This window comes from Melissospora conviva, assembly GCF_049523535.1.
Lineage (GTDB): Bacteria > Actinomycetota > Actinomycetes > Mycobacteriales > Micromonosporaceae > Melissospora > Melissospora conviva.
The window spans coordinates 86110-109152 of sequence record NZ_JBLLDT010000005.1 but is presented as its reverse complement, the minus strand read 5'-3'; the positions used below and the strand labels follow the sequence as shown (position 1 = coordinate 109152).

General features: G+C 72.1%; 21 protein-coding genes and 1 pseudogene. 19 read left to right on the top strand and 3 right to left on the bottom strand.

The window, feature by feature from the left end:
• Nucleotides 1–75: 75 nt before the first annotated feature.
• From ACK8GG_RS13815 to ACK8GG_RS13775, 9 genes are all read left to right on the top strand, one after another.
• Nucleotides 76–294 carry a hypothetical protein gene (locus tag ACK8GG_RS13815; RefSeq protein ID WP_440351835.1) on the top strand — a complete coding sequence of 73 codons (219 nt, stop codon included), beginning with the start codon at nucleotides 76–78 and terminating at the stop codon, nucleotides 292–294.
• A 77-nt stretch (nucleotides 295–371) separates the two neighbouring features.
• A complete protein-coding gene (locus ACK8GG_RS13810; protein ID WP_440353804.1) occupies nucleotides 372–1826 on the top strand; it encodes a replication-associated recombination protein A in 1455 nt (484 codons plus the stop codon).
• 1226 nt (nucleotides 1827–3052) lie between these two features.
• Nucleotides 3053–3640 carry a hypothetical protein gene (locus tag ACK8GG_RS13805; protein WP_440351943.1) on the top strand — a complete coding sequence of 196 codons (588 nt, stop codon included), beginning with the start codon at nucleotides 3053–3055 and terminating at the stop codon, nucleotides 3638–3640.
• Between the two features lie 175 nt (nucleotides 3641–3815).
• Nucleotides 3816–4277 (top strand): DUF948 domain-containing protein, encoded by a 462-nt coding sequence (locus ACK8GG_RS13800; RefSeq protein ID WP_440351837.1) that lies wholly within the window; start codon nucleotides 3816–3818, stop codon nucleotides 4275–4277.
• 32 nt (nucleotides 4278–4309) lie between these two features.
• Complete coding sequence (locus ACK8GG_RS13795) at nucleotides 4310–4615, top strand: hypothetical protein (RefSeq protein WP_440351838.1); 306 nt, start codon at nucleotides 4310–4312, stop codon at nucleotides 4613–4615.
• Entirely contained in the window at nucleotides 4612–7290 is a 2679-nt protein-coding gene (gene alaS, locus ACK8GG_RS13790; protein ID WP_440351839.1) for an alanine--tRNA ligase, read from the top strand. Before ACK8GG_RS13795 ends, alaS begins: the two co-directional genes overlap by 4 nt.
• On the top strand, nucleotides 7287–7745 hold the full coding sequence (gene ruvX / locus ACK8GG_RS13785) for a Holliday junction resolvase RuvX (RefSeq protein ID WP_440351840.1): 459 nt from the start codon (nucleotides 7287–7289) through the stop codon (nucleotides 7743–7745). Before alaS ends, ruvX begins: the two co-directional genes overlap by 4 nt.
• Complete coding sequence (gene mltG / locus ACK8GG_RS13780) at nucleotides 7745–8959, top strand: endolytic transglycosylase MltG (protein ID WP_440356477.1); 1215 nt, start codon at nucleotides 7745–7747, stop codon at nucleotides 8957–8959. Before ruvX ends, mltG begins: the two co-directional genes overlap by 1 nt.
• Nucleotides 8956–9783: a shikimate dehydrogenase gene (locus ACK8GG_RS13775; protein ID WP_440356476.1), complete on the top strand. Its 828-nt coding sequence runs from the start codon at nucleotides 8956–8958 to the stop codon at nucleotides 9781–9783. The genes mltG and ACK8GG_RS13775 overlap by 4 nt, the downstream gene beginning before the upstream one ends.
• A 6-nt stretch (nucleotides 9784–9789) precedes the next feature.
• Here ACK8GG_RS13775 and ACK8GG_RS13770 read toward each other — a convergent pair whose 3' ends face one another.
• The 3 genes from ACK8GG_RS13770 to ACK8GG_RS13760 form a co-directional block, all read right to left on the bottom strand.
• Entirely contained in the window at nucleotides 9790–10998 is a 1209-nt protein-coding gene (locus ACK8GG_RS13770) for a multidrug effflux MFS transporter (protein WP_440356598.1), read from the bottom strand.
• 51 nt (nucleotides 10999–11049) lie between these two features.
• Nucleotides 11050–11625, bottom strand: a complete 576-nt coding sequence (locus ACK8GG_RS13765) for a GNAT family N-acetyltransferase (protein WP_440356475.1) — start codon at nucleotides 11623–11625, stop codon at nucleotides 11050–11052.
• Nucleotides 11626–11893: 268 nt separating this feature from the next.
• Entirely contained in the window at nucleotides 11894–12472 is a 579-nt protein-coding gene (locus ACK8GG_RS13760) for a class I SAM-dependent methyltransferase (protein ID WP_077938073.1), read from the bottom strand.
• Between the two features lie 120 nt (nucleotides 12473–12592).
• Between ACK8GG_RS13760 and ACK8GG_RS13755 the strand changes: the two genes are divergently transcribed.
• The 10 genes and pseudogenes from ACK8GG_RS13755 to efp all read left to right on the top strand — a co-directional run bounded on the left by ACK8GG_RS13755 (nucleotide 12593) and on the right by efp (nucleotide 23027).
• Nucleotides 12593–13345 carry a TnsA-like heteromeric transposase endonuclease subunit gene (locus tag ACK8GG_RS13755; RefSeq protein WP_350821600.1) on the top strand — a complete coding sequence of 251 codons (753 nt, stop codon included), beginning with the start codon at nucleotides 12593–12595 and terminating at the stop codon, nucleotides 13343–13345.
• Nucleotides 13345–15384: a TnsB C-terminal domain-containing protein gene (locus ACK8GG_RS13750; RefSeq protein ID WP_440356474.1), complete on the top strand. Its 2040-nt coding sequence runs from the start codon at nucleotides 13345–13347 to the stop codon at nucleotides 15382–15384. The genes ACK8GG_RS13755 and ACK8GG_RS13750 overlap by 1 nt, the downstream gene beginning before the upstream one ends.
• An 89-nt stretch (nucleotides 15385–15473) precedes the next feature.
• The gene (locus ACK8GG_RS13745; protein WP_440356473.1) at nucleotides 15474–16517 is read left to right on the top strand and encodes a TniB family NTP-binding protein; all 1044 of its coding nucleotides are present in this window, start codon (nucleotides 15474–15476) and stop codon (nucleotides 16515–16517) included.
• A gap of 8 nt (nucleotides 16518–16525) precedes the next feature.
• Entirely contained in the window at nucleotides 16526–17659 is a 1134-nt protein-coding gene (locus ACK8GG_RS13740; RefSeq protein WP_440353811.1) for a TniQ family protein, read from the top strand.
• Nucleotides 17660–18177: 518 nt separating this feature from the next.
• Nucleotides 18178–18597: a hypothetical protein gene (locus ACK8GG_RS13735; protein WP_440353812.1), complete on the top strand. Its 420-nt coding sequence runs from the start codon at nucleotides 18178–18180 to the stop codon at nucleotides 18595–18597.
• A 23-nt stretch (nucleotides 18598–18620) separates the two neighbouring features.
• Nucleotides 18621–19799 (top strand): chorismate synthase, encoded by a 1179-nt coding sequence (gene aroC / locus ACK8GG_RS13730; RefSeq protein ID WP_440351944.1) that lies wholly within the window; start codon nucleotides 18621–18623, stop codon nucleotides 19797–19799.
• Complete coding sequence (locus ACK8GG_RS13725) at nucleotides 19796–20302, top strand: shikimate kinase (RefSeq protein ID WP_440351849.1); 507 nt, start codon at nucleotides 19796–19798, stop codon at nucleotides 20300–20302. Before aroC ends, ACK8GG_RS13725 begins: the two co-directional genes overlap by 4 nt.
• 135 nt (nucleotides 20303–20437) lie before the next feature.
• A pseudogene (gene aroB, locus ACK8GG_RS13720) lies at nucleotides 20438–21505 on the top strand (3-dehydroquinate synthase); the annotation flags it as partial.
• 88 nt (nucleotides 21506–21593) lie between these two features.
• Nucleotides 21594–22037, top strand: coding sequence for a type II 3-dehydroquinate dehydratase (gene aroQ / locus ACK8GG_RS13715; protein ID WP_440353813.1), 444 nt, complete (start codon nucleotides 21594–21596; stop codon nucleotides 22035–22037).
• 432 nt (nucleotides 22038–22469) lie between these two features.
• Nucleotides 22470–23027, top strand: coding sequence for an elongation factor P (efp, locus tag ACK8GG_RS13710; protein WP_440351851.1), 558 nt, complete (start codon nucleotides 22470–22472; stop codon nucleotides 23025–23027).
• The last annotated feature ends 16 nt before the right edge of the window (nucleotides 23028–23043 follow it).

Below are 23043 nucleotides of genomic sequence, written 5' to 3'. Positions count from 1 at the left end.
TCTATGGGGTTGCGGAGGGCGGCGGCGGGGTACCTCCGCGGACAACTACACCTGGACCCCCACAGGAGGACGAAAATGCTCGCCATCGCCGCCGCCGTTGTCTTCGGCATCGCGCTCCTGCTCGACCTGCTGGACACCAACCTCGGTGCCCCGGACCTCTTCAACGCCCACACCATGATGCTCATCGGCTTCCTGCTGCTCTCCCTCTACCTGGCCGGTGTCGGCACCGGTCGTGGCGCCGGCGGCGGCAACGGTGGCCGCTGGTACCGGGGCCGCCGTCCGGGTCGTGGCTGACACCACCGATCGCGGGCACCGGCCCGCCCCGCGCCGAGTTTCGGAAGGCGCGCGGCGGGCCGGTACTGTCTTGCGTGATGGACTCCGAAGCCCTCTTCTCACTCACCGGTCCGGGCGAGGCGCCGCGCGCGCCCGGCGGCCCCGGCGTGGACGGCTTCACCGCACCCGATGAACGCTCCCCGCTGCCGGTCCGGATGCGCCCAGCCGCCCTCGACGAGCTCGTCGGCCAGGAACACCTCCTCGCCCCGGGTGCGCCGCTGCGCCAGCTGGTGAGCGGTTCCAGCCCGATGTCGGTGATCCTCTGGGGACCGCCGGGCTGCGGCAAGACCACGATCGCGCACCTGGTCGCCGCCGCCACCGACCGCCGGTTCGTGGCGATGTCCGCGCTGACCGCCGGGGTCAAGGACGTCCGCGCGGTGATCGAGACTGCCCGCCGCCAGCGCCGCGTCGGCGGCCCGCCGACGGTGCTCTTCATCGACGAGGTCCACCGGTTCAGCAAGACCCAGCAGGATTCGCTGCTCGCCGCCGTCGAGGACCGGACCGTCACGCTGCTGGCGGCCACCACGGAGAACCCGTACTTCTCGGTGATCTCGCCGCTGCTGTCGCGCTGTGTGCTGCTCACCCTGCAACCCCTCACCGAGGACGCGGTGCGTGCCCTGGTCCGCCGGGCCGTCACCGACGCCCGGGGTCTGGGCGGGGCTGTCACCCTGACATCGGAGGCCGAGGAGCACCTGGTCCGGCTCGCCGGCGGTGACGTTCGCAAGGCGCTGACGGCGCTGGAGGCCGCCGCGGAGTCGGCGCGGGCCCGCGGCGCCGACGAGATCGACCTCGCCGTCGCCGAGCAGGCCGTCGACATCGCCGCGGTGCGCTACGACCGTGACGGCGACGCCCACTACGACGTGGTGAGCGCCTTCATCAAGAGCATGCGCGGCTCCGACGTCGATGCCGCCCTGCACTGGCTGGCCCGGATGCTGGTCGCCGGGGAGGACGCCCGCTTCATCGCCCGCCGGCTGGTGATCTTCGCGAGCGAGGACGTCGGCATGGCCGACCCGAGCGCGCTGAGCGTCGCCACCGCCGCGGCCCACGCCGTGGAGTACGTCGGACTGCCCGAGGCACAGCTCAACCTGGCCCAGGCGGTGATCCACCTCGCCACCGCGCCGAAGTCGAACTCGGCCACCGCGGCCATCGGGGCGGCCATCGCCGACGTACGGGCCGGCCGTGGCGGCGGGGTGCCCCGCGCGCTGCGCGACGCCCACTACGCCGGCGCCAAGGGGCTCGGACACGGCACCGGCTACCGCTATCCGCACGACGACCAGCGCGGTGTCGTGACCCAGCAGTACCCGCCGGACGACCTCGTGGCGGTCGACTACTACCGCCCCACCGAGCACGGCGCCGAACGGGCGGTCGCCACCCGGCTGCCGCTGCTGCGGCGCATCGTGCGGGGAGAGGCGCCCCGGCCGGCCGACGAGCCGTCCGGGCAGAGCACGGCAACTCAAGGCGGCCCGGTCGCCGCCGGGAAGGACCACCAGTGAGGCGCCAGCCGGAGCGGCCGGAAGACGGGCCGGAGGAGCAGGATTCTGCTCGCGCGAAGGGGCGCCGCTGGGGGCGCGGCCGAGGCGAGGCGCCCGCCGAGGAGCCGGTCAACCCCGAGGAACTCGGGTGGATCGACGACCTGCGGACCGCCAAGGCCCAGCAGGCCGACCTCGGCCCCGGTGGCGCCGGGTCGGGCCGTCCCGTTCCACCGCAGCCGGCGCCGCGCCGCGCTCCCGAGCCGCCTGCACCGCCCCGCCCCGCCGACGAACCGCCGCCGCCGCCGCGCCGTGCCGCCGACGACGCCGCCGCCACCGGACAGTGGGCCCAGCCGCCATCGCCGGCCCGGACGCCCCCCGGTGCGGTCGGGCCGGCCGGCCCGCCGCAGCAGCGCCAGGCCGCACCGCCCGGGACCTTCGCCGGGTTGGGCCGCAGCCCGCTCGGTCGTCCCGCCGCGCCGACCGAGGCGGGACCGCCGGCTGCCGGTGGGCACCGCCGGGGCGCCGAGCCGACCGGGGCCGCGGCCGTCCCGCCTCCGGCCGGCCCGCAGCACGAGCAGCCGCCCTTCCCCGGTGCCCCGGGGCCCGGTCGGCCGGTGCGCGGCGCTGCCGGTGACGAACCGACCGGCCCGACCGGCCCGACCGGCCCGGCCGGGTGGCCGGCCCCCGGTGGCGGCGGCGAGCCCTCGGCCCGGCGCGGCCGCAATCACGATGACCAGCGGCCGCCCCTCGGCGGCCGCGCGCGCCCGCCCGCGGGCGGACACCGCCCGGAGGAGCCGACGCCGAGCGGCGGCTGGCCCCGGCCTGCGGCGGGACCGGGCCACGACCCGCGTGAGCCGATCCCGGACGGCGGCAGGGGGCCGCGACCTGGCCGCGGTGCGGAGGAGCCGACTCCGAGTGGCGGCTGGGAACGCCGGCCGGTTCCACCGGCAGGCACTGGGCCCGGTCGAGCCGCTCCCACGGCGCCCGGTCGGGCCACCGGCGCCGCCGTGCCACCGCCGGCCGCCGCCCCCGTCGACGCGCACCCGGGGCGAGCTGCCGCCGCTGCGCCGGTGCGGGCAGCAGCCGTACCGCCACCCGGCCGCCCCGCCGGCGGCGCTCTCCACGGTGGCGGCCTGCACGGCGGCGGCCGCGAGGAGCCGTACGACGAGCCGGACACCGACCTCGCCGATGCGGACGCCGAGCCGTCCGCGGGCGGCTCGGGGGTACGGGCGGAGGTGCGGCGGCGGATGCGCGCCGACCGTCAGATGCGCCTCGCGGTCCTGATCGGCTTCAGCATCCTGCTGCTCGGTCTGCTGCCGGCGTTCTTCGCCGTCCGGGCCCAGCAGGAGGACCCCGCCTTCGGCCTGCTGGACGAGCTGCCGGTGCCGGCCTGGGCCAACACGGCCGCCGTCGACGAGGTCTCCGGCAGCCGCTGGTGCCTGCTCGAATGCCGGTTGCGCGAGCGCACCACCCGCTCCGAGCAGCCCGCCGAGCAGACCGCCGAGGTCTACCGGGAAGCGCTGCTCGCCTCCGGCTGGCAGCGGTGGGATGCCCGGCCCTGCCCCGAGCAGAAGACCGAGGGGGAGTACACCTGCTGGCGGCGAGACGAGCTCACCCTCGACCTGTGGGTACGTCCGCCGGCCTGCCTGGCCGCCAACCCTGAGGCCCCGGTCGAGCCGAAAGCCGCCGCGCCCGACCCTGAGGACTGCGAGGGTGCGCTGGTCTCGATGAAGATCCGCGACGCGATCGCCGACGAGCGCACCCGGCCACGGCCGGCACCCCAGCCGTCGCCGACCGAGCTCTACCCCGATCCGGAGGAGGAAGGCTCGGATTGACGACCCGGGCCGTCGTGAGGCCGACTTCCGTCACTGCCGGTAGGGTCTGGGGCTGGTGGGCTCTTTCGTGCCGCTGTGCTCCCTGTGACTGTGGGTGAGCGCGGCAGCGCGGCTTGATCATGCTCGCGTTCGGCGGCACGGTGCCGCGGATACTTTCTGCTGGAGGAGGACAGGCGTGGATGGCGTGGAGATCGCGGCACTCGTCGCGGCCGGGGCGTTTCTGATGCTGGTACTGGTGCTGGCCGTGCCGATTCTGCGGCTGCGGCACACCGTCGACGCCGCGACGCGCTCCGTCACCGAGCTGAACGACCAGCTCCCGGCGTTGCTCGGCAACGTCAACAGCACCGTCGACAACGTCAATGTCGCGCTCACGCAGGTGCAGACCTCGCTCGACGGCGTCAACCTGCAGCTCGCGAAGATCGACACGATGACCGGCCACGCGCAGAACGTCACCGCGAACGTCGCCAACCTCGCCACCGTTGTCTCGGCCGCGGCGGCCAACCCGCTGGTGAAGGTCGCCTCGTTCGGCTACGGAGTGCGCCGCGCCGCCTCCGCCCGCCGGCGGGCCGAGAGCGAGCGCGAGGTCCGCGACACCATCAAGCAGCAGCGCCGCGCCGCCAAGCGCGGGGTCAGCTGAACCGGCTCGACGGCGAAGCGGGAGGATAGGACATGAGGCGTCTGCTGTGGCTGGGTGTGGGTCTGGCCGTCGGTGCACTGGTGGTGCGCAAGCTCACCCGTACCGCACAGGCATACACTCCGGCGGGGATCGCCACGTCGCTGACCGAGTCCGCCGGTTCGCTGGTGGAGGAGCTGCGCGGCTTCGTGGAGGACGTCCGCATCGGCATGGCCGAGCGGGAGGCGGAGATCCACCAGGCGTTCGCCGATGGTGTGGCGTTCGACGACCAGTTCGCCGAGCTGCGGGAGGACCCGCGCATCGGTGACCGAAACATCTTTCCGGAGGAACATCAGCGATGAAGACGGCGGAGATCAAGCGGCGGTTCCTCGCCCATTTCGAGGCGAACGGCCACACGGTGGTGCCGTCCGCTCCGCTGCCCGCCATCAGCGATCCGAACCTGCTGTTCATCAACGCCGGCATGGTGCAGTTCGTCCCCTACTTCCTGGGGCAGCAGACTGCGCCGTACCCGCGCGCGACCAGCGTGCAGAAGTGCATCCGCACGCCGGACATCGACGAGGTCGGCAAGACCAGCCGGCACGGCACGTTCTTCCAGATGAACGGCAACTTCTCCTTCGGTGACTACTTCAAGGCCGGCGCAATTCCACTGGCCTGGGAGCTCTCCACCAAGAGCGTCGACGAGGGCGGATTCGGGCTCGACCCGGAGCGCATCTGGCCGACGGTCTACCTCGACGACGACGAGGCGTACGAGATCTGGCGCTCCGTCGGCGTGCCCGCCGAGCGCATCGTGCGCCGCGGCAAGAAGGACAACTTCTGGTCGATGGGGATCCCCGGCCCGGCCGGGCCCTGCTCCGAGCTCTTCTACGACCGCGGCCCCGCCTACGGCCGCGAGGGCGGCCCGGAGGTCGACGAGGACCGGTACATGGAGTACTGGAACCTCGTCTTCATGCAGTACGAGATCGCCGACGTCCGGAGCAAAGAGGAGTTCCGCATCGTCGGGGAGCTGCCGGCGAAGAACATCGACACCGGCATGGGCCTGGAGCGGATGGCCTCCATCCTGCAGGGCGTCGACAACCTCTACGAGATCGACGAGGTGCGCCCGATCTTGGCCCGCGCCGCCGAGCTGACCGGCAAGCGGTACGGCGCGCACTCCGGCCAGGTCGCCAGCGAGTCGCACCCCGACGACGTACGGCTGCGGGTTGTCGCCGACCACGTGCGGACCGCGCTGATGCTCATCGGCGACGGGGTGATCCCCACCAACGAGGGGCGCGGCTACGTGCTGCGCCGCATCATGCGCCGCTCGATCCGGGCGATGCGCCTGCTCGGCTGGCAGGGCGCCGCGCTGCCGGAGCTGCTGCCGGTCGCCCGCGACTGCATGGCGCCCTCCTACCCGGAGCTCGCCACTGACTTCGACCGGATCTCGCAGTACGCGTACGCGGAGGAGGAGGCGTTCCTCTCCACGCTGCGGGCCGGGACCACGATCCTGGACACCGCGATCGCCGAGACCAAGACCGCCGGCACGCCGGCGCTCTCCGGTGAGAAGGCCTTCCAGCTGCACGACACGTACGGCTTCCCGATCGACCTGACCCTGGAGATCGCCGCCGAGCAGGGGCTCGGTGTCGACGCCGAGGGCTTCCGCCGGCTGATGGCCGACCAGCGGTCCCGGGCGAAGGCCGACGCGCTGGCGCGCAAGACCGGCCACACCGACCTGTCGGCGTACCGGTCGGCGCTGGACGCCGGCGGCCCGGTCCTCTTCACCGGTTACACCGAGGTCTCCCGTGAGTCGACCGTGCGGGCGCTGCTCGCCGGCGGCGAGGCGGTCACCGCGGCGGTCGAGGGCGACACGATCGAGCTGGTGCTCGACGCGACCCCCTTCTACGCCGAGGGCGGTGGCCAGCAGCCCGACCTTGGCCTGATCACCGTCGGCGGCGGGCAGGTCGAGGTCCTCGACGTGCAGCAGCCCGTACCGGGGCTGATCGTGCACCGGGCGCGGGTGGTCCGCGGTGAGGTGCGCAGCGGCGAGACCGGCTTCGCCGAGATCGACGTGACGCGGCGGCGGGCGGTCTCCCGTTCGCACACCGCCACCCACCTGGTGCACCAGACGATGCGCAACTTCCTCGGAGAGTCGGCCACCCAGGCGGGTTCGCTCAACGCTCCGGGCCGGCTGCGGTTCGACTTCAACACTCCCACGGGCGTTTCGCCGAGCGTGCTCAAGGACGTCGAGCAGCAGGTCAACGAGGTGCTTCTGGCCGACCTGGAGGTGCACGCCTTCGTCACCAGCCAGGAGGAGGCGCGTCGGCTCGGCGCGATGGCGCTCTTCGGTGAGAAGTACGGCGACGAGGTCCGCGTCGTCGAGGTGGGCGACTACGCCCGCGAGCTCTGCGGCGGCACGCACGTCTCCCGCTCCGCCCAGCTCGGCCTGGTGAAGATCCTCTCGGAGTCGTCGATCGGCTCCGGGGTGCGCCGGGTCGAGGCGCTGGTCGGCCTGGACGCCTTCCACTTCCTGGCCAAGGAACACCTGATGGTCTCCCGGCTGGCGGAGCTGTACCGGGTGCCGAACGAGCAGGTCGTCGACCGGGTGGAGCAGACCGTCTCCCAGCTGCGTGACGCCGAGCGGGAGCTGGAGAAGCTGCGCGCCCAGATGGTGCTCGGCTCCGCCGGTGCGCTGGCGGACGCGGCCAAGGACGTGCGTGGAGTCGCGTACGTCGGCACCCTCGCCCCGGAGGGCGCGGCCGGCAACGACGTGCGGACGCTGACCCAGGAGATCCGCGGCAAGATCGACCCGGCCCGTCCGGCGGTGGTGGCCGTGGCGGCCCGCGCCAACGGCAAGGCATCCCTGGTGGTGGCGGTCAACGCGGCGGCGAAGAGCCGTGGCCTGAGCGCGGCCGACCTGGTCAAGGCGGCCCTGCACGGCCGGGGCGGCGGCAACGCCGACCTCGCCCAGGGAGGCGGCCTGCCCGCCGAGGAGGCGCCGACCCTGCTGGCCTCGGTGGAGAAGGCGGTTGCCGACGCGTGAGCGCCCAGCTGCGAGGCCCGCGTCTGGGCGTGGACGTCGGCCAGGTCCGGGTCGGGGTGGCGATCTCCGACCCGGACGGCATTCTGGCCACACCGCTGCGCACGGTGGCCCGTCACCTGGACGCCAAGCCGGACGAGCTGCCGACGGACATGGCCGAGATCGCCGCTCTGATCACCGAACACCAGGTGATCGAGGTGGTGGTCGGCCTGCCGGTCAACCTGGCCGGCAAACACGGTCCTGCGGCGGAGCACGTCAAGGCGTACGCTGCCCGTTTGACCGACGTGATCGCGCCGGTCCCCGTTCTGCTCAGTGACGAGCGGATGTCTACGGTCGTTGCTTCTCGTAGGCTGGCCGAGCGGGGGGTCCGGGGGAAGCGTCAGCGCGCGGTGGTCGACCAGGCTGCCGCAGTCGAGATCCTGCAGAGTTGGCTGGACGGGCGGCGGAGGCGGACCTGATGATCGACGAGTTGGACCTCGAGTTCGACGATCGTGACGCGGAGCGCGGCGAGAAGGGCCGCCACCGGCACAGCTACGTCCGCAAGCGCAAGCAGAAAAAGAAGAAGTCCGGCCGCGGCAAGACTGTCTTCGCGCTGCTGATGACCCTGGTCCTGCTCGGCGGCCTCGGCGGCGGCGCCTGGTACGGCTACGACAAGGCGGCGGGTTTCTTCAGCACGCCCGACTACGAGGGGGGCGGCACCGAAGAGGTGACCGTCGTGATCCCGGAGGGCGCGTTCCTGGCCGACATCGGCGACGTCCTCTACGAGGCGGGTGTGGTCAAGAGCGCCAAGGCCTTCATCGCCGAGGCGGACAAGAACTCCAAGGCCAAGAACATTCAGCCGGGCAGCTACACGCTCCGCAAGGAGATGAAGGCCGAGTTCGCCCTCGCCTTCCTGCTCGATCCGAGCAACCGCAGCGTCAACGGGATCACCATTCCCGAGGGGCGCACCATGCTCCAGACGTTCAAGATCCTCTCGGAGAAGACCGGCATTCCGGAGAAGGAGTTCGCCAAGGCGGCGAGGAACCCCGAGGCGCTCGGTGTGCCGAAGTGGTGGTTCACCCGCAACGACGGCGGCAAGTCGGTGCGCTCCATCGAGGGCTTCCTCTACCCCGACACGTACGAGATGCCCACCGACGTCACCGCCGAGGGCATGCTCAAGCTGATGGTGGCGAACTTCCTCAAGGTCACCGAGGGGATGGACTTCACCAAGACGGTGGAGAGCGAACGGGGCGGGATCAGCCCGTACGAGGCGCTGATCGTGGCGTCGCTGGCGCAGGCCGAGGCGGGCACCGCCGAGGACCTCGGCAAGGTGGCCCGGGTCGCCTACAACCGCGTCTACAGCGGCACCTTCCCCTGTAGCTGCCTGGAGATGGACGTCACGGTCAACTACCACCTGGAGATGACCGGCCAGTCCACCAAATCCTCCGGTGACATGAACCTGGACGACCTGCTCGACGACAGCCACGACTACAGCCGCAAGCTCAAGGGTCTGGTCGCCACCCCGATCAACAGCCCGGGCAAGCATGCTCTGGAGGCGGCGATGAAGCCGACCCCGGGCAACTGGCTCTACTTCGTCGCGATCGACAAGCAGGGCAACTCGGCCTTCACCGACGACTATGCCGAACATGAGCGCAACCAGGAGAAGGCACGGGCGGCCGGCGTCCTGAAATGACGACCTCGCACCGGGCGGCGGTGCTCGGCAAGCCGATCGCCCATTCCCTCTCCCCGGTGATCCACAGCGCCGGGTACGCGGCGGCCGGGCTGACCGCCTGGTCCTACACAGCGATCGAGTGTGCCGAGGCCGAGCTGCCCGACCTGGTGGCCGGCCTCGGTCCCGAGTGGGCAGGTCTGTCGCTGACCATGCCGCTGAAGGAAGTGGCGCTGACCGTGGCCGCGGAGGTTTCCGCGACGGCTGCCGCGGCCGGGGCCGCCAACACCCTTGTCCGGCGCCCCGACGGTTCCTGGTACGCCGACAACACCGACGTAACCGGCATGGTGGCGGTGCTGACCGGGGCGGGAGTGGTGCCGGGCGGCAGCGTCACCATCCTCGGCGCCGGGGGTACCGCCCGGGCGGCGCTGACCGCGGCGGCGCGGCTTGGAGCCTCCTCGGTGACCGTGCTGGCCCGCCGTCCGGCGGCGATCGAGGCGTTGCGGCCGGTGGCAGCCGGTCTCGGCGTGCCGTTCACCGGAGCCGGCTGGGAGACCGCACCCGTGCACGCCGGCGCCGACGTGCTCGTCTCCACCGTGCCCAAGGGGGTGGCCGACCCCCTCGCCGACCGGATCGCCTGGCGGCCCACCACCGTCTATTTCGACGCCCTCTACGACCCGTGGCCGACGCCGATGGCCGCCGCCGCACAGGCCGCAGGCTGCCGGATCGTCTCCGGTCTGGATCTGCTGCTGGCCCAGGCGGTCGGCCAGTTCGAACACTTCACCGGGGTCGCTGCGCCGGTGGCCGCGATGGCCGAAGCCCTCTCGGTGGCTCGCGCCGGCCGCTGACTCCGCTCAGGTTCGGCGCTCGCGGGCCAGGGTGAGCACCGCGGTGAGGGAGAGCAGCGCGGCGCCGCAGACAACGACCGCCATCGGCACGGCGCTGCCTTCGCCGCCGAGCCCGACCAGCGGCGCGGCGAGCGAGCCGACGACCGACTGGATCGCGCCCATCAGCGCCGCCGCCGTGCCGGCGGTGCGGGGGTGGCGGTCCAGCGCCAGCGCGGTGCCGTTGGGCATCACCATGCCCAGCGATCCCATGAAGACGAAGAGCAGCAACGCCACCAGCAGGACGCTGCCGGTCAGGCTGGCGCCGAGCAGCGCCACGGCGGTGACCGCACCGACCGTCAGCGCCGTCACCAGCAGCCGGCGCGGCTCGTAGCGGTCGACCAGGCGGCCGTTGAGCTGGCCGAGCGCGACGAAGGCGACCGCGTTGAGCCCGAAGATGACGCTGAAGGCCGTGCTGCTCAGGCCGAAGACGTCCTGGAAGACGAAGGACGACCCGGAGATGTAGGCGAAGAGCCCGGCGAAGGCCAGCCCCTGGGTGAGCGCGAAGCCGAGATAGACCCGGTCGGTGGCGAGGGTGCGCGCGGTCCGGCCGAAGGCCCGCAGGCCGCCGGTGCTGCGCCGGTGCGCCGGCAGCGTCTCGGGCAGCCAGAGCGCGTTGGCGACGGCGAGCAGCAGGCCGATCAGCGCGATGACCAGGAAGACCCCGCGCCACGAGGTGAAGCCGAGCACCAGGCTGCCCAGGCTCGGCGCGGCCACGGGCACGACTCCGAAGACGAGGGTCAGCCGGGAGAAGTACTTCGCCGCGGCCCGGCCGGCGTAGAGGTCGCGGACCACCGCGCGGGCGACCACCACGCCGGTGCCGCCGGCGAAGCCCTGTGCGAAGCGGGTGGCGGCCAGCAGCTCCGCCGAGGGCGCGGCCGCGCAGGCCAGGGCGAGCAGCACGTACGCGCTGATGCCGATCAGGACCGGCCGGCGGCGTCCCCAGCGGTCACTGAGCGGGCCGGTGACGAGCTGGCCCGCCGCCATGCCGATCAGGCAGGTGGTCAACGAGAGCTGAATCTGCGCCTGGGCGGCGTCGAGGTCGGCGGCCATCTGCGGAAAGGCCGGCAGGTACATGTCCAGCGAGAGCGGGCCGATCGCGGTGAGACAGCCCAGCAGCACCAGCAGCACAGCGGCGGCCCGGCCGGTGGGCGCCGCTACCGGTGCGGCCACCGGCATCTCGGTGCTCTGCGACACGTGTCCTCCCCGCGGCTGTACGACCGGCTCACCCTAGCGCCGGGCGGAATCGGCCCCGGCGGGACGCTGCTGCGGCATCCGGCCGGTGGGATCCATGCGTCGGAAGACGAGGGTCGGTACGCCGCCGTGGTCGATGGTGCCGGTGGCGGTGAGGCCGGCCCGTGTCGCCACCCGCTGGGAGGGGAGGTTGGTGTCACGGACCAGTGCCACCACCGGCTCGCCGGTGCCCAGTTCGTCGGCGAGCACCAGTGCGGCCTGGGCCATCTCGGCCGCGTGGCCCTTGCCCCAGGCTCGCGGCCCGAAGCGGTAGTAGAGGTTCAGCACCCGCTCGCCGTCCACGTCGGTGCGTTGCAGCCCGCCGAAGCCGAGCACCTCGGCGTCGGTGACCGCGCGTACGGTCCAGTAGCCGAAGCCGTGCCGCTCCCAGTGCGCGATCCAGCCGTCGAGCATCCCCGCGGCGGCACTGCGGTCGGCCACCGGGCCGATCGGGTTGTACCGGTTGGTCGCCGGGTCGGCGTGGATGGCGTACATGGCGTCGAGGTCGGTGGCGGCGGGGCGGCAGAGCAGCAGGCGTTCGGTGCGGCGGTGTGGTCCGGGCGCAGCAGACATGCCGTAGATGTTAGGAGCAAGAGGCGCTCCAGGCCTTACCGCCCCCTGCTGGGTGAAGGCCTCGGCGTCGTTGTCCCGTCCGCGTTGAGTTGGCACCGTCCGGTATGACTTGGCACGAGGTTGGCACTGTCCGGGTTGAGGTGGCACGTCCGGTACGGTGCTGTCCGGTCTCAGCGAGGTTAGCGGGTTCTCGGCGAGTTGACAGGCTTCCCGATGAGTGTGCGTGTACTTGGTCTCGACCGGCAGTCAGCTGTGTGCCGATCGGGCACTACGGCGCGGCGACTGTTGCGGCAATGGCCGCGTACTTGCGGTCCGGGCGGTCCGGGGACTGCTGCTGCAAGCGCTGAAGTTCGGTGAAACCAGCCTTTGCCAGGCGGGCAGAGAATGTGTCTACGGGCCAGCGGTATGCCGTGTGGACCTTGTGGTCGAACGCGGCCACATCGTCGTCGCTGTCGAAGAAGCCGATCACCAGGTTCCCGGAAGGAGGCAGCATCCGGCGGAACTCGGCGAGTACCGCATCCAGCTCCGATGGCGGTAGGTGGATGGTCGAGTACCAGGAGAGGATGCCGGCCACCGAGTGGTCGGGAAGGTCCAGGTCCGTCATTGATCCGAGCTGGAACGCCGGCCCGGGAAAGTGGGTCCGGGCGTAGCCGATGAACTCAGGTACCAAGTCGACGCCGGTCACGTTGGCGCCGAGCGAATGCAGGTAGGCGCTCCAATGCCCGGGGCCGCAACCGAGATCGAGCACGGCGCCGTCCAAGCCGACGAGGTGGTCTCGGACAAGGGCCGTGTCATCCACGTGGGCCTGCCAGTCACCATCGAACAGGGCGATGTACTGCTCGGACATGTGCGAGTAGGCGTCGCGGACCGGCTGGTTGCTCACGGCGCCACTCTAAAGTCTGCCCGCGTTCCGCCCCGAACCCAGTACGCGTCCGGGTTGAGGTGGCACGTCCGGTACGGTGCCGGGGTGCTGCGCGCGGTGCCGGGCCTGGGTGGGCCGCTGACGGCTGAGTTCGAGGTCGGCTACGTCGGCGCCGAGGGATCGGAGGTCCGCACCTCCTTGATCGACTCGGCGGGGGTGCTGTTCGAGCTGGTCAAGCCGGTACGCGGCTTCCCGTCGTACAAGCGGCAGCGCAACTTCCCGGGCTTGTGGTGGTCGTCGACGACCGGCGCTCACGTCGGGTACGAGTCGTGGCTGGAGCGCGATCACCTGATGCTGCTCGACTTCGACCCGGCGGTGGCCGGGATCGCGTCGCAGCCGTTCTGGCTGTTCTGGGACGACGAGGCTTCCGGCCGGCGCCGTTCGCACGCGCCGGACTACTTCGCCCGGCTGGCCGACGGGCGGGGCCTGGTGGTGGACTGCCGACCAGTCGACCGGATCAAGCCGCGTGACGCCGCGGCGTTCGCCGTGACTGGCCGGGCGTGTGAGCTGGTCGGATGGGAGTATCGGCTGGTCGGCGCGCCGGAGCTGGTGATGGTGCGCAATGTGCGCTGGCTGGCCGGTTACCGGCATCCGCGGTACCGGCTGCCGGCGGTGGGCGCGGCGTTGCGGGAGGTGTTCGCCGAGCCCGCGCCGTTGATGGACGGTGCTGGCGCGGCGGGTGAGCCGATCGCGGTCCTGCCGGTGTTGTTCCACCTGCTGTGGTGCGGTGAGCTGGCCTGTGACCTCGGGGTACGGCTGCACGAGGCGACCATCGTGACCACGGCCGGGGCCTGCTGATGGGCGCGGGCAAGTTACCGGTGCTGCGTGTCGGGGAGTGGGTGCGTTTCGACGGCGACGAGCACCAGGTGGTGGCGCTGGCCGGCACGTCGGTGCGGCTGCGCTCGCGGGATGGGGTTGCGAAGGTGGTGCTGCTGGCGTTCCTGCTCGCCGCCGCGGACTTCGAGCTGCTCGACGAGCAGCAGGCGGTGCCGGCGGTGGAACCGCTGGGGCTGCTGGAGACCCTGCCGCACGAGGTGCTCGAGCGGGCCCGGCGCTGGGAGCGGCACCTCGTCGAGGTGGTCACCGGCCGGGCACCGGAAGCGCCGGAGGGCGCCGGGCCGCGGCCGGGTTACGACCCAGCGGCGAGCACGCTGAAGGACCGCGACGCGGCCAAGGCCGTCGAGCTGAGCGCCGCCGGGCAGCCGACCTCGGCGCGGACGGTGACGCGGATGCGGCTGCGCTACGCCGAGCAGGGCCTGTGGGGGCTGGTCGACCAGCGATACACCCGCGGCAGCGACCCGGTCGGCCGGGCCGACGAGCGGCTGGTCACGGCGATCCGCGCCGAACTGGACGCGCAGACGCACGCCTCGACGGGCACCCGCGGGCGCCTGATGCGACGGGTGCGCACCGCGCTGGACGCCGAGCACGGGCCCGGGGTGGTGCCGATTCCGGGTCGCAGCGCGTTCTACGAGCTGGTCGGCGTGTTGGCCGGCGGGCGGCACTCGTTCGGCGCGGCGACCACGCGCCGGTCCCTGGCCAACCGGCCGGTTGCGCCGTTCACCCCGACGTTCGCCACCCGGCCCGGTGAGCTGGTGCAGATCGACTCCACGCCGCTGGACGTGATGGTGCTGCTGGACTCCGGCGTCCCCGGCCGCCCCGAGCTGACGATGGTCGTCGACGTGGCCACCCGCACCATCGCCGCGGCGGTGCTGCGCCCGGCCGGCACCAAGGCCGTCGACGCCGCGTTGCTGCTGGCCCGCACGCTGGTCCCTGAGCCGATGCGGCCCGGCTGGTCGGCCGCGCTGCGCATGTCCGCCTCCCGGCTGCCGCACACGCGGCTGCTCGACATCGACGCCCGGCTGGAGACCGCCGCGGCCAAGCCGGTGATCGTCCCGGAGACGATCGTCATAGACCACGGCCGGGTGTTCGTCTCCGAGGTGTTCACCCGCGCTTGCGACCGGCTGGGCATCTCTGTCCAGCCGGCCCGCAAGGGCACCCCGACCGACAAGCCGCTGGTCGAGCGGCAGTTCTCCTCTATCGCCAGCCTGTTCTGCCAGCACGTCGCCGGCTACACCGGCGGCAACGTCACCCGCCGCGGCGACCGGATCACCGACGAGCCGCTCTGGAGCCTGCCCGAGCTGCAAGACCTGCTCGACGAGTGGATCGTCGCCGGGTGGCAGCACCGGCCCCATGACGGGCTCCGCGACCCGCACGCGCCGCGCCGGGCGTTCAGCCCGAACGACGCCTACGCCGCGATGGTCACCGTGTCCGGCTACCTGCCCCTGACGCTGTCTCGGACCGACTACCTGGAGCTGCTGCCGGTGCACTGGCGCCACGTCAACGAGTACGGCATCACCATCGACCACCGCACCTACGACGACGACGCCCTGCCCCACGGCGAACGCTCCACCGTCGCTGAGCAGGGCGGGCGCTGGGAAGTGCACTACGACCCCTACGACCTGTCCCACGTCTATGTCCGCACCCCGGCCGGCTGGATTACCGCGGCCTGGACGCACCTGCCGATGGTCAGCGCGCCGTTCGCCGACTTCACTTGGCGCCACGCCCGCCGGATGGCCGCCGCCCGCGGCCTGCCCGACGACAACGAGACCGAGGTCGCCCGGGTCCTCGACGAGCTGCTCACCCGCGCCGGCAACGGGCCGCCGAACAAGGCCACGGCCCGCGTCGCGGCCCGCACCCGGGCGGCACGCCGCCGGGTGCTGCCCGAGGCGCAGGTCATCGACCTGCCCACGCCCGCACCCGCACCCGGCGCCGGGCCGGCGCCGGTGGAGCCGTTCGGGCTGTTCGACGTCGACGCCGAAGCCGAGCGCTGGCTATGACCCGGCGCAGGGCCACAGTCCCGGCTCCCGTCTCGGTGCGCCTCCGCCGCAAACGTCCCTTCCGATTGAGAGGCAAAGGCCCCGCCCCGATGGAGCACCTGAGCCAGCCCGACCAGGCCAAGCAGGTCCTGGCCGACGAGCCGTTGACCACCAAGGAGGGCTGGGCGCGGTTCGTGGACCGTCGGCCCACCCCGCCGGCCGCCGGCGACGGGACCGACACCGACGACGCGCGCATCGACTACCTGTCCGAGCTGGTCATGGTCAACACCCCGGTCGTTGCCGAGGTCGTGGCGACGGCACGGCGCTTGGTGCTGCTCAACCGCCGCCAGCTGTCCGCACGCCGCGGGCTGATCGTCACCGGCGTCCCGGGCACCGGCAAGACCACCGCAATCACCGCGCTGGGCCGCACCCACGAAGTCGCGGTGCGTCGCCGGCACCCGCACGAGAAGAACCGGCTGCCGGTCGTCTACGTCACCGTCCCGCCCGCGGCCACACCCCGGATGCTGGCCGTCGAGTTCGCCCGCTTCTTCGGTCTGCCGCTGGGCCGCCGGGCCAACATCACCGACGTGACCAACGCCGTCTGCGCGACCGCCGCTCACGTCGGTGTCGAGCTGGTCCTGGTCGACGAGGTGCACAACCTCAACCTCGCCACCCGCGCCGGGGCCGAGGTGTCCGACCAGCTCAAATACTTCGCCGAGCGGCTGCCCGCCACGTTCATCTACGCCGGCGTCAACGTCGAACGCGTCGGCCTGTTCGCCGGCCCCCGAGGTCAGCAGCTCGCCAGCCGGTTCACCACCATCCCCACCACCGCGTTCGCCTACGGCACCGCCGACCAACGCGCCGCCTGGCACGCCCTGGTCGCCAGCCTGGAAGCCACTCTGCCGCTGCGCGCCCACCAGCCCGGAACGCTCGCCGCGCTGGACGAGTACCTGCACCGGCGCACCGCCGGCATGATCGGCAGCCTGTCGCACCTGGTCCGCGGCGCCGCCATCGACGCCATCCTCGACGGCACCGAACACCTGACCCGCGCCCACCTCGACCGGGTCCGCCTCGACCACGCCGCCGAGGCATACGCCGCGACCCACCCCAGCCCCGCACCGGCGCCACGGGCGCCGGCCGCCACGACCGCATGATCCGAAGGTTGCCGATCACGGTTCGGCCTGCCCAGCAGGAAACCGTCACCTCCTACGTCCGGCGCCTCGCCGCACTGCACTCCATCGGCTACCGAGACCTCTGGCAGCACCTCAGCGCTTCGGTGCCCTACAGCGGCACCAGCAAGCGCCGCCAGCTCATCGTCGCGCAGCGGCTCGTCGCCGCGACCGGCCACCAACTCGCCGCGCTCGCGCACGCGATGCCCGAACTGCGTGACCCCGCCCCGCGCTGGCGGGAGTTGCGTCACCTTCCCCAACGGGCCTGCCCCGTCTGCACCGCACGGCACCCGGGCGGGCCGGTCGTCCGGTTCTTCGCCCACCACGAGTTCGTCTGCACCCGCCACGGCTACTGGATCGGCCCGCCGGTCCCCACCATCCCGGACCTGCGTCCTCGACAGCTCGCGCGGCTGGTCCCCGAACTCGTCACCGCGCAGCGACGGCACACCCGGCTGCTGCGCCGCCGAGGCTGGCGGCACGTCTTCAACGCGTTCGACGTCTCCATCGCCGTCTGCGTCGACCGGCGGTTTCAGCAACGTATCGACGTTCCCGGACGCCGCAGCTGGCAGGAACGCATCGACCTGCTCATCCCTACCCGCACCCGGTTCAACACCTCGGTGTTCCTCGCCGCGTTCTACCCCGAGATCGTCAACCTTGCGCGGCTGTTCTGCTCGCCTACGTGGCGGGCCGTTGCCCGCCGGGCGCTGACCTCCGCGGAGCACCGGCTCACCATCACCGCCGAGATCAGCCGGCAGATCGGACCTGAGCCCGTCCCCCATAACTGGCCCGTCACCCAGGAGTGGACCGGGTACGAAACGGACCGTTGGCTGCGGGCGATGGCCGGCCTGCCGGATGTCGTCGTGCCCAACCGCACGTTCCCGCAGACCCGCCGGGTCACCTTCGACGGCGTCCCGGTCAACCACGCCACCTCCGACGAGACCCTCGCCAAGAAAGCCAACAAGGAGTTCAACAAGCACCGCCATGTTCCGAGCTGGGCGCTACCGAACTACGCCGACCGGTCCACCAACCACGACCTGCCGCTCGACTACCAACCCGAGCCCGAACACCACCCACGCCTCAGCCTGTCGCAGCTGCTGGACGCACTCATCGCCGACAGTGCCAAGTAGATCCGGACGACTAACCTGATCTTGTCCGCGCGGACCTGGCACAACCGCAGCTCAGGCACCGACACCAGTGCCACTTTCCGCCGGACGGGACAGTTGTTTCGGCGGAGGATCGCCGCGGCCCGGTGGCCCTCGCTGTTGGCGAACAGAGCAGGGCGCAGACGTGGCGTTGCCTGAACTGGTCCTGCGTTCAGGTAATCGACTACCATCGCTGGAAACCCGCGGTCGGGAAGTGGTGCTCGGCGCTCGGCCGAAGCCACGCTCTGACCGCTATCCAGATCGCCAGGGGCCTCGCCATGTCTCGTCGTAGCGCCGTTCTCGCCGTCCGATGCCCGGGCCGTGGTGAGAGCAGGATGAGATCGAGAGTCGACCTCCGGATCGAGGCGAAGGCGGCCGAATCCTTGGTGCCGCCGCCCCGGTCACTCGTGGACGGTGGAACTGACGGCGTGGTCGTGACCACCCGTTGCCTGCGCCCAGGCTCCGGAGTGAGTCGGCAAGAGGTGACTCTCTTCGTTGATCGGGTGACGGCTCACCGGTTCGACCGTACCTGTCGCTGGGAGTCCTGGCGGCTACGGGCTCGTCCGTTCGTGCTCGCCGTCGGGGCGTCTGGACTGCTCGCTCTGATCGTGAACGTGGTGGGCTTTCCGTCGTACGAGCCGCCGCGGGCTCTCCTGCCGGCGCTTGCCGTCCTCGTCAACGCCGTGGTGGTGGCGAACCTGCTTCCGGCGGCGCTGCGCTCCCGGCACCATCCGAGGTTGGTGGGGTACGTCGTGCTCCTGCGCGGCGTCGATCGCGAGGCGGCCCAGAGCTGGGCCGCACTTCACCCGAGGGGCACCATCGAAATCGTGGACCAGCCCGACTGGTCGCCCGCAGAATTCGCGGTTCCGCCCGGCCCGAAGTCCGCAAGGCGGGACGTGGGCGGGCCGGGCCGGGGGGCATAACCGCTCGTGACAGACTTGGCGGCGTGTTGCGTTGGCTGACTGCAGGTGAATCGCACGGTCCCGCCCTGGTCGCGATGCTGGAGGGCGTGCCCGCCGGTATCGAGGTGACCACCGGCGAGATCGCCGGTGAGCTGGCCCGCCGCCGGCTCGGCTACGGCCGCGGCGCCCGGATGTCCTTCGAGCAGGACGAGGTCGAGATCATCGGCGGGCTCCGGCACGGCGTCACCCTGGGCAGTCCGGTGGCGATCCGGGTCGGCAACTCCGAATGGCCCAAGTGGCAGACCGTGATGTCCGCCGACCCGGTTGATCCCGACGAGCTGGCCCGGCAGGCCCGCAACGCGCCGCTGACCCGCCCGCGCCCGGGCCACGCCGACCTGGCCGGCATGCAGAAGTACGGCCACACCGACGCCCGTCCGATCCTGGAACGTGCCAGCGCCCGGGAGACCGCCGCCCGCGTCGCCGCCGGCACCGTGGCGAAGGCCCTGGTCCGCCAGGCCCTGGGTATCGAGATCGTCTCGCACGTGGTGGAGCTCGGTCCGGTCGCCGCCAAGCCGGGACTGCGTCCCACACCGGCCGACACCGCACGCATCGACGCCGACCCGCTGCGCTGCCTCGACCCGGAGGCCAGTGCCCGGATGGTCGCCGAGGTCGACGCCGCGAAGAAGGCCGCCGACACCCTCGGCGGCGTCGTCGAGGTGCTGGCGTACGGGGTGCCGCCCGGCCTGGGCAGCCACGTGCAGTGGGACCGCAAGCTCGACGCCCGGCTCGCCACCGCGCTGATGTCGATCCAGGCCATCAAGGGCGTGGAGATCGGCGACGGCTGGGAACAGGCCCGCTCCCGTGGCTCGGTCGCCCACGACGAGATCGTGCCGGGCGCGAACGGCGTACGGCGGGTCACCGACCGGGCCGGCGGCCTGGAGGGCGGCATCACCACCGGCGAACCGCTGCGCGTACGCGCAGCGATGAAGCCGATCTCGTCGCTGAACCGCGCGCTGGCCACCGTGGACATCACCACCGGCGAGCCGGCCACCGCCATCAACCAGCGCTCCGACGTCTGCGCGGTGCCGGCCGCCGCCATCGTCGCCGAGGCGATGGTGGCACTGGTGCTGGCCGAGGCGGCGACGGAGAAGTTCGGCGGCGACTCGATCGCCGAGATGCGCCGCAACCTCGACGCCTACCTCGCCGCCCTGGTGATCCGGTGACCCGCCCGGTCTGCGTGCTCGTCGGCGCGCCGGGGTCGGGCAAGACCACCGTCGGGCAGGCGCTCGCCGCCGCGCTCGGCGTCGGATTCCGCGACACCGACCACGACATCGCGCAGATCGCCGGCAAGCCGATCCCGGAGATCTTCGTCGACGAGGGCGAGGAGCACTTCCGCGCCCTCGAACGCGACGCCGTCGCCGCTGCGCTCACCTCGTACGACGGGGTGGTCGCCCTGGGTGGGGGAGCGGTGCTCGCCGAGGAGACCCGCGCGGCGCTGGCCGGGCAGACCGTGATCTACCTGTCGGTGGAGCTGCCCGACGCCATCAAACGGGTCGGGCTCGGCGCGGGGCGCCCGCTGCTGGCGCTCAACCCGCGCGCCACTCTGCGGCACCTGCTGGAGCAGCGCCGCCCCCTCTACACCGAGGTCGCCACCCACACCGTCATCACCGACGGTCGCAGCGCCGCCGAGGTGACCGCCGAGATCCGCACCCTCCTCGGCCGCTAGCGACTTGGCACACCACCAGGGTGGTCCTGTTGCTGCCTGCGGCGCCGGCCATCCGGGGGCAGGGCGCCGTCCAACGGGCGGACTCACCGTGAGGTGCGCTCGGGGCTGCCGGGGCGGCGGCTAGGCTCGGCCACGATGGACGAGTTGACGCGAATTCCGGTCGGCGGCGAGACGCCGTACGACGTGCTGGTCGGCCGTGACCTGGCCGGTGAGCTTCCCGGCCTGCTCGCCGGCGCGATGCGGGTGGCCGTGCTCTATGCCGCCCCGCTGCGGCAGCGGGCCGAGCGGATCACCGGCGCGCTGCGCGACGCGGGACTGGCGCCGCTGCCGATCGAGGTGCCCGACGCCGAGGCGGGCAAGCGCATCGAGGTGGCCGAGAAGTGCTGGGAACGCCTCGGCGAGGCGGGCTTCACCCGTACCGACGCGGTGGTGGGGGTCGGCGGTGGCGCCGTCACCGACCTGGCCGGCTTCGTCGCGGCCTGCTGGCTGCGCGGGGTGCGCTGGGTGCCGGTGGCGACCTCGCTGCTCGGCATGGTCGACGCTGCCGTCGGGGGCAAGACCGGCGTCAACACCGCCGCGGGCAAGAACCTGGTCGGCGCCTTCCACCCGCCCGCCGGGGTGCTCTGCGACCTGGATCTGCTGGCGACCCTGCCGGCCGACGACCTCCGTGCCGGGATGGCCGAGGTGCTCAAGTGCGGCTTCATCGCCGACCCGGTGATCCTCGACCTGATCGAGGCGGATCCGGCCGTGGCGGTCGACCCGGCCGCACCGGTGCTGCGGGAGCTGATCGAACGGGCCGTACGGGTCAAGGCCGATGTCGTCTCCGGCGACCTGCGCGAATCCGGACGGCGCGAAATCCTCAACTACGGGCACACGCTGGCGCACGCCATCGAGAAGCTCGAGCAGTACCGGTGGCGCCACGGTGACGCCGTCGCCGTCGGCGTGATCTACGCCGGCATCCTGGGGCGACTCGCCGGCCGGCTGGACGAGGCGACCACGCGGCGGCACCGCCGGGTCGTCGAGCTGCTCGGCCTGCCCACCGGCTACCACCCCGACGCCTGGCCGCAGCTGCTGGCGGCGATGCGGGTCGACAAGAAGGCCCGCGGCGCCACCCTGCGCTTCGTCGTCCTGGACGGGCTCGCCGCGCCCGGCACGCTCACCGGACCCGACGACGAACTGCTCGCCGCCGCGTACCGGGAACTCTGCCCGACGCCACCGGCAAACCTGCCCGGCGCCGGCGCGGTGAGCCGCCTGGCCGGTCCTGCGGCCGCGAACGAGAGAGGGTGACATCGTGCGGGTCCACGTGCTCAACGGGCCGAACCTCGGCCGGCTCGGCACCCGCCAGCCCGAGGTCTACGGCGCCACCACGTACGCCGACCTGGTGGCGCTCTGCGAGTCGACCGGGCGGGATCTCGGGCTGGACGTGACGGTGCGCCAGACCGACGCCGAGCACGAGATGCTCGCCTGGCTGCACGCCGCCGCCGACGAGCAGGCCGCCGTGGTGCTCAACCCGGGGGCCTGGTCGCACTACTCGTACGCCGTCCGGGACGCCTGCGCGATGCTGCGCGCACCCCTGGTCGAGGTGCACATCTCCAACATCCACGCCCGGGAGGAGTTCCGGCACCACTCGGTGGTCTCCGCGGTCGCCACCGGCGTGATCGCCGGACTCGGGGTCGACGGCTACCGCCTCGCCCTGCACCACCTCGCCCGCACCACCGAACCCCAGGCCATCTAGCCTCGGGCCGCCTCGCTTCGAGTGGCCTCGCTTCGGGTCGCTTCCCCTCAGGCCGCGACGAGTTGGCCCAAGCTTGATCGTTAGCCCAGAACCGGTGTGGTGCGGCCTGTCTGACACAGGTTCTCGGCTAACGATCAATCCGCGGTGATGAGAGTGAGAGCGGATGGGCGTGATCACCCCAGGGAAGGGAGGGGTGTCTCCCGGGAAGGGAAGGTTCCTCCAGGGATGCGCGTGATCACTCCGGTGGGCCGGGCGCGGCTACGAGGCGGCGGCGGTCTGGAGGGGTGAATCCCGTTTTCGAGCAATGATCATCGCCGGGGACGGGATACTGTGATGCGGCGCCGATCGCAGCGGTCCGGAGGGTGTGAATCCTGGCGGTGGCTGCTAGTAGACTTGCCAGGTCTTTCCGTCAATTGAAGATCAAGGCAGGGTATGGCGACCACCAACGACCTCAAGAACGGCACGGTGCTCAACCTCGACGGCGAGCTCTGGGCTGTCGTCGAGTTCCAGCACGTCAAGCCCGGTAAGGGCGGTGCCTTCGTGCGCACCACGCTGAAGAACGTGCTGTCGGGCAAGGTCGTCGACAAGACCTTCAACGCCGGCACCAAGGTCGAGACCGCGACCGTCGACAAGCGGACGATGCAGTATCTCTACGCCGACGGCGACGACTACGTCTTCATGGATCTGGACACCTTCGACCAGATCCACGTCCCCGGTGTGACCGTCGGTGACGCCGCCAACTACCTCCTGCCGGAGGCGGAGGCGACCGTCGCCACCCACGAGGGTGTCCCGCTCTACATCGAGCTGGCCACCAGCGTCTTCCTCGAGGTGACCTACACCGAGCCGGGTCTGCAGGGCGACCGGTCGACCGGCGGCAACAAGCCGGCGACCGTCGAGACCGGCGCCACCGTCCAGGTGCCGCTCTTCATCACCACCGGTGAGAAGATCAAGGTCGACACCCGTGACGGCCGATACCTCGGCCGGGCCTGATGGCCGAGGGTCCCAA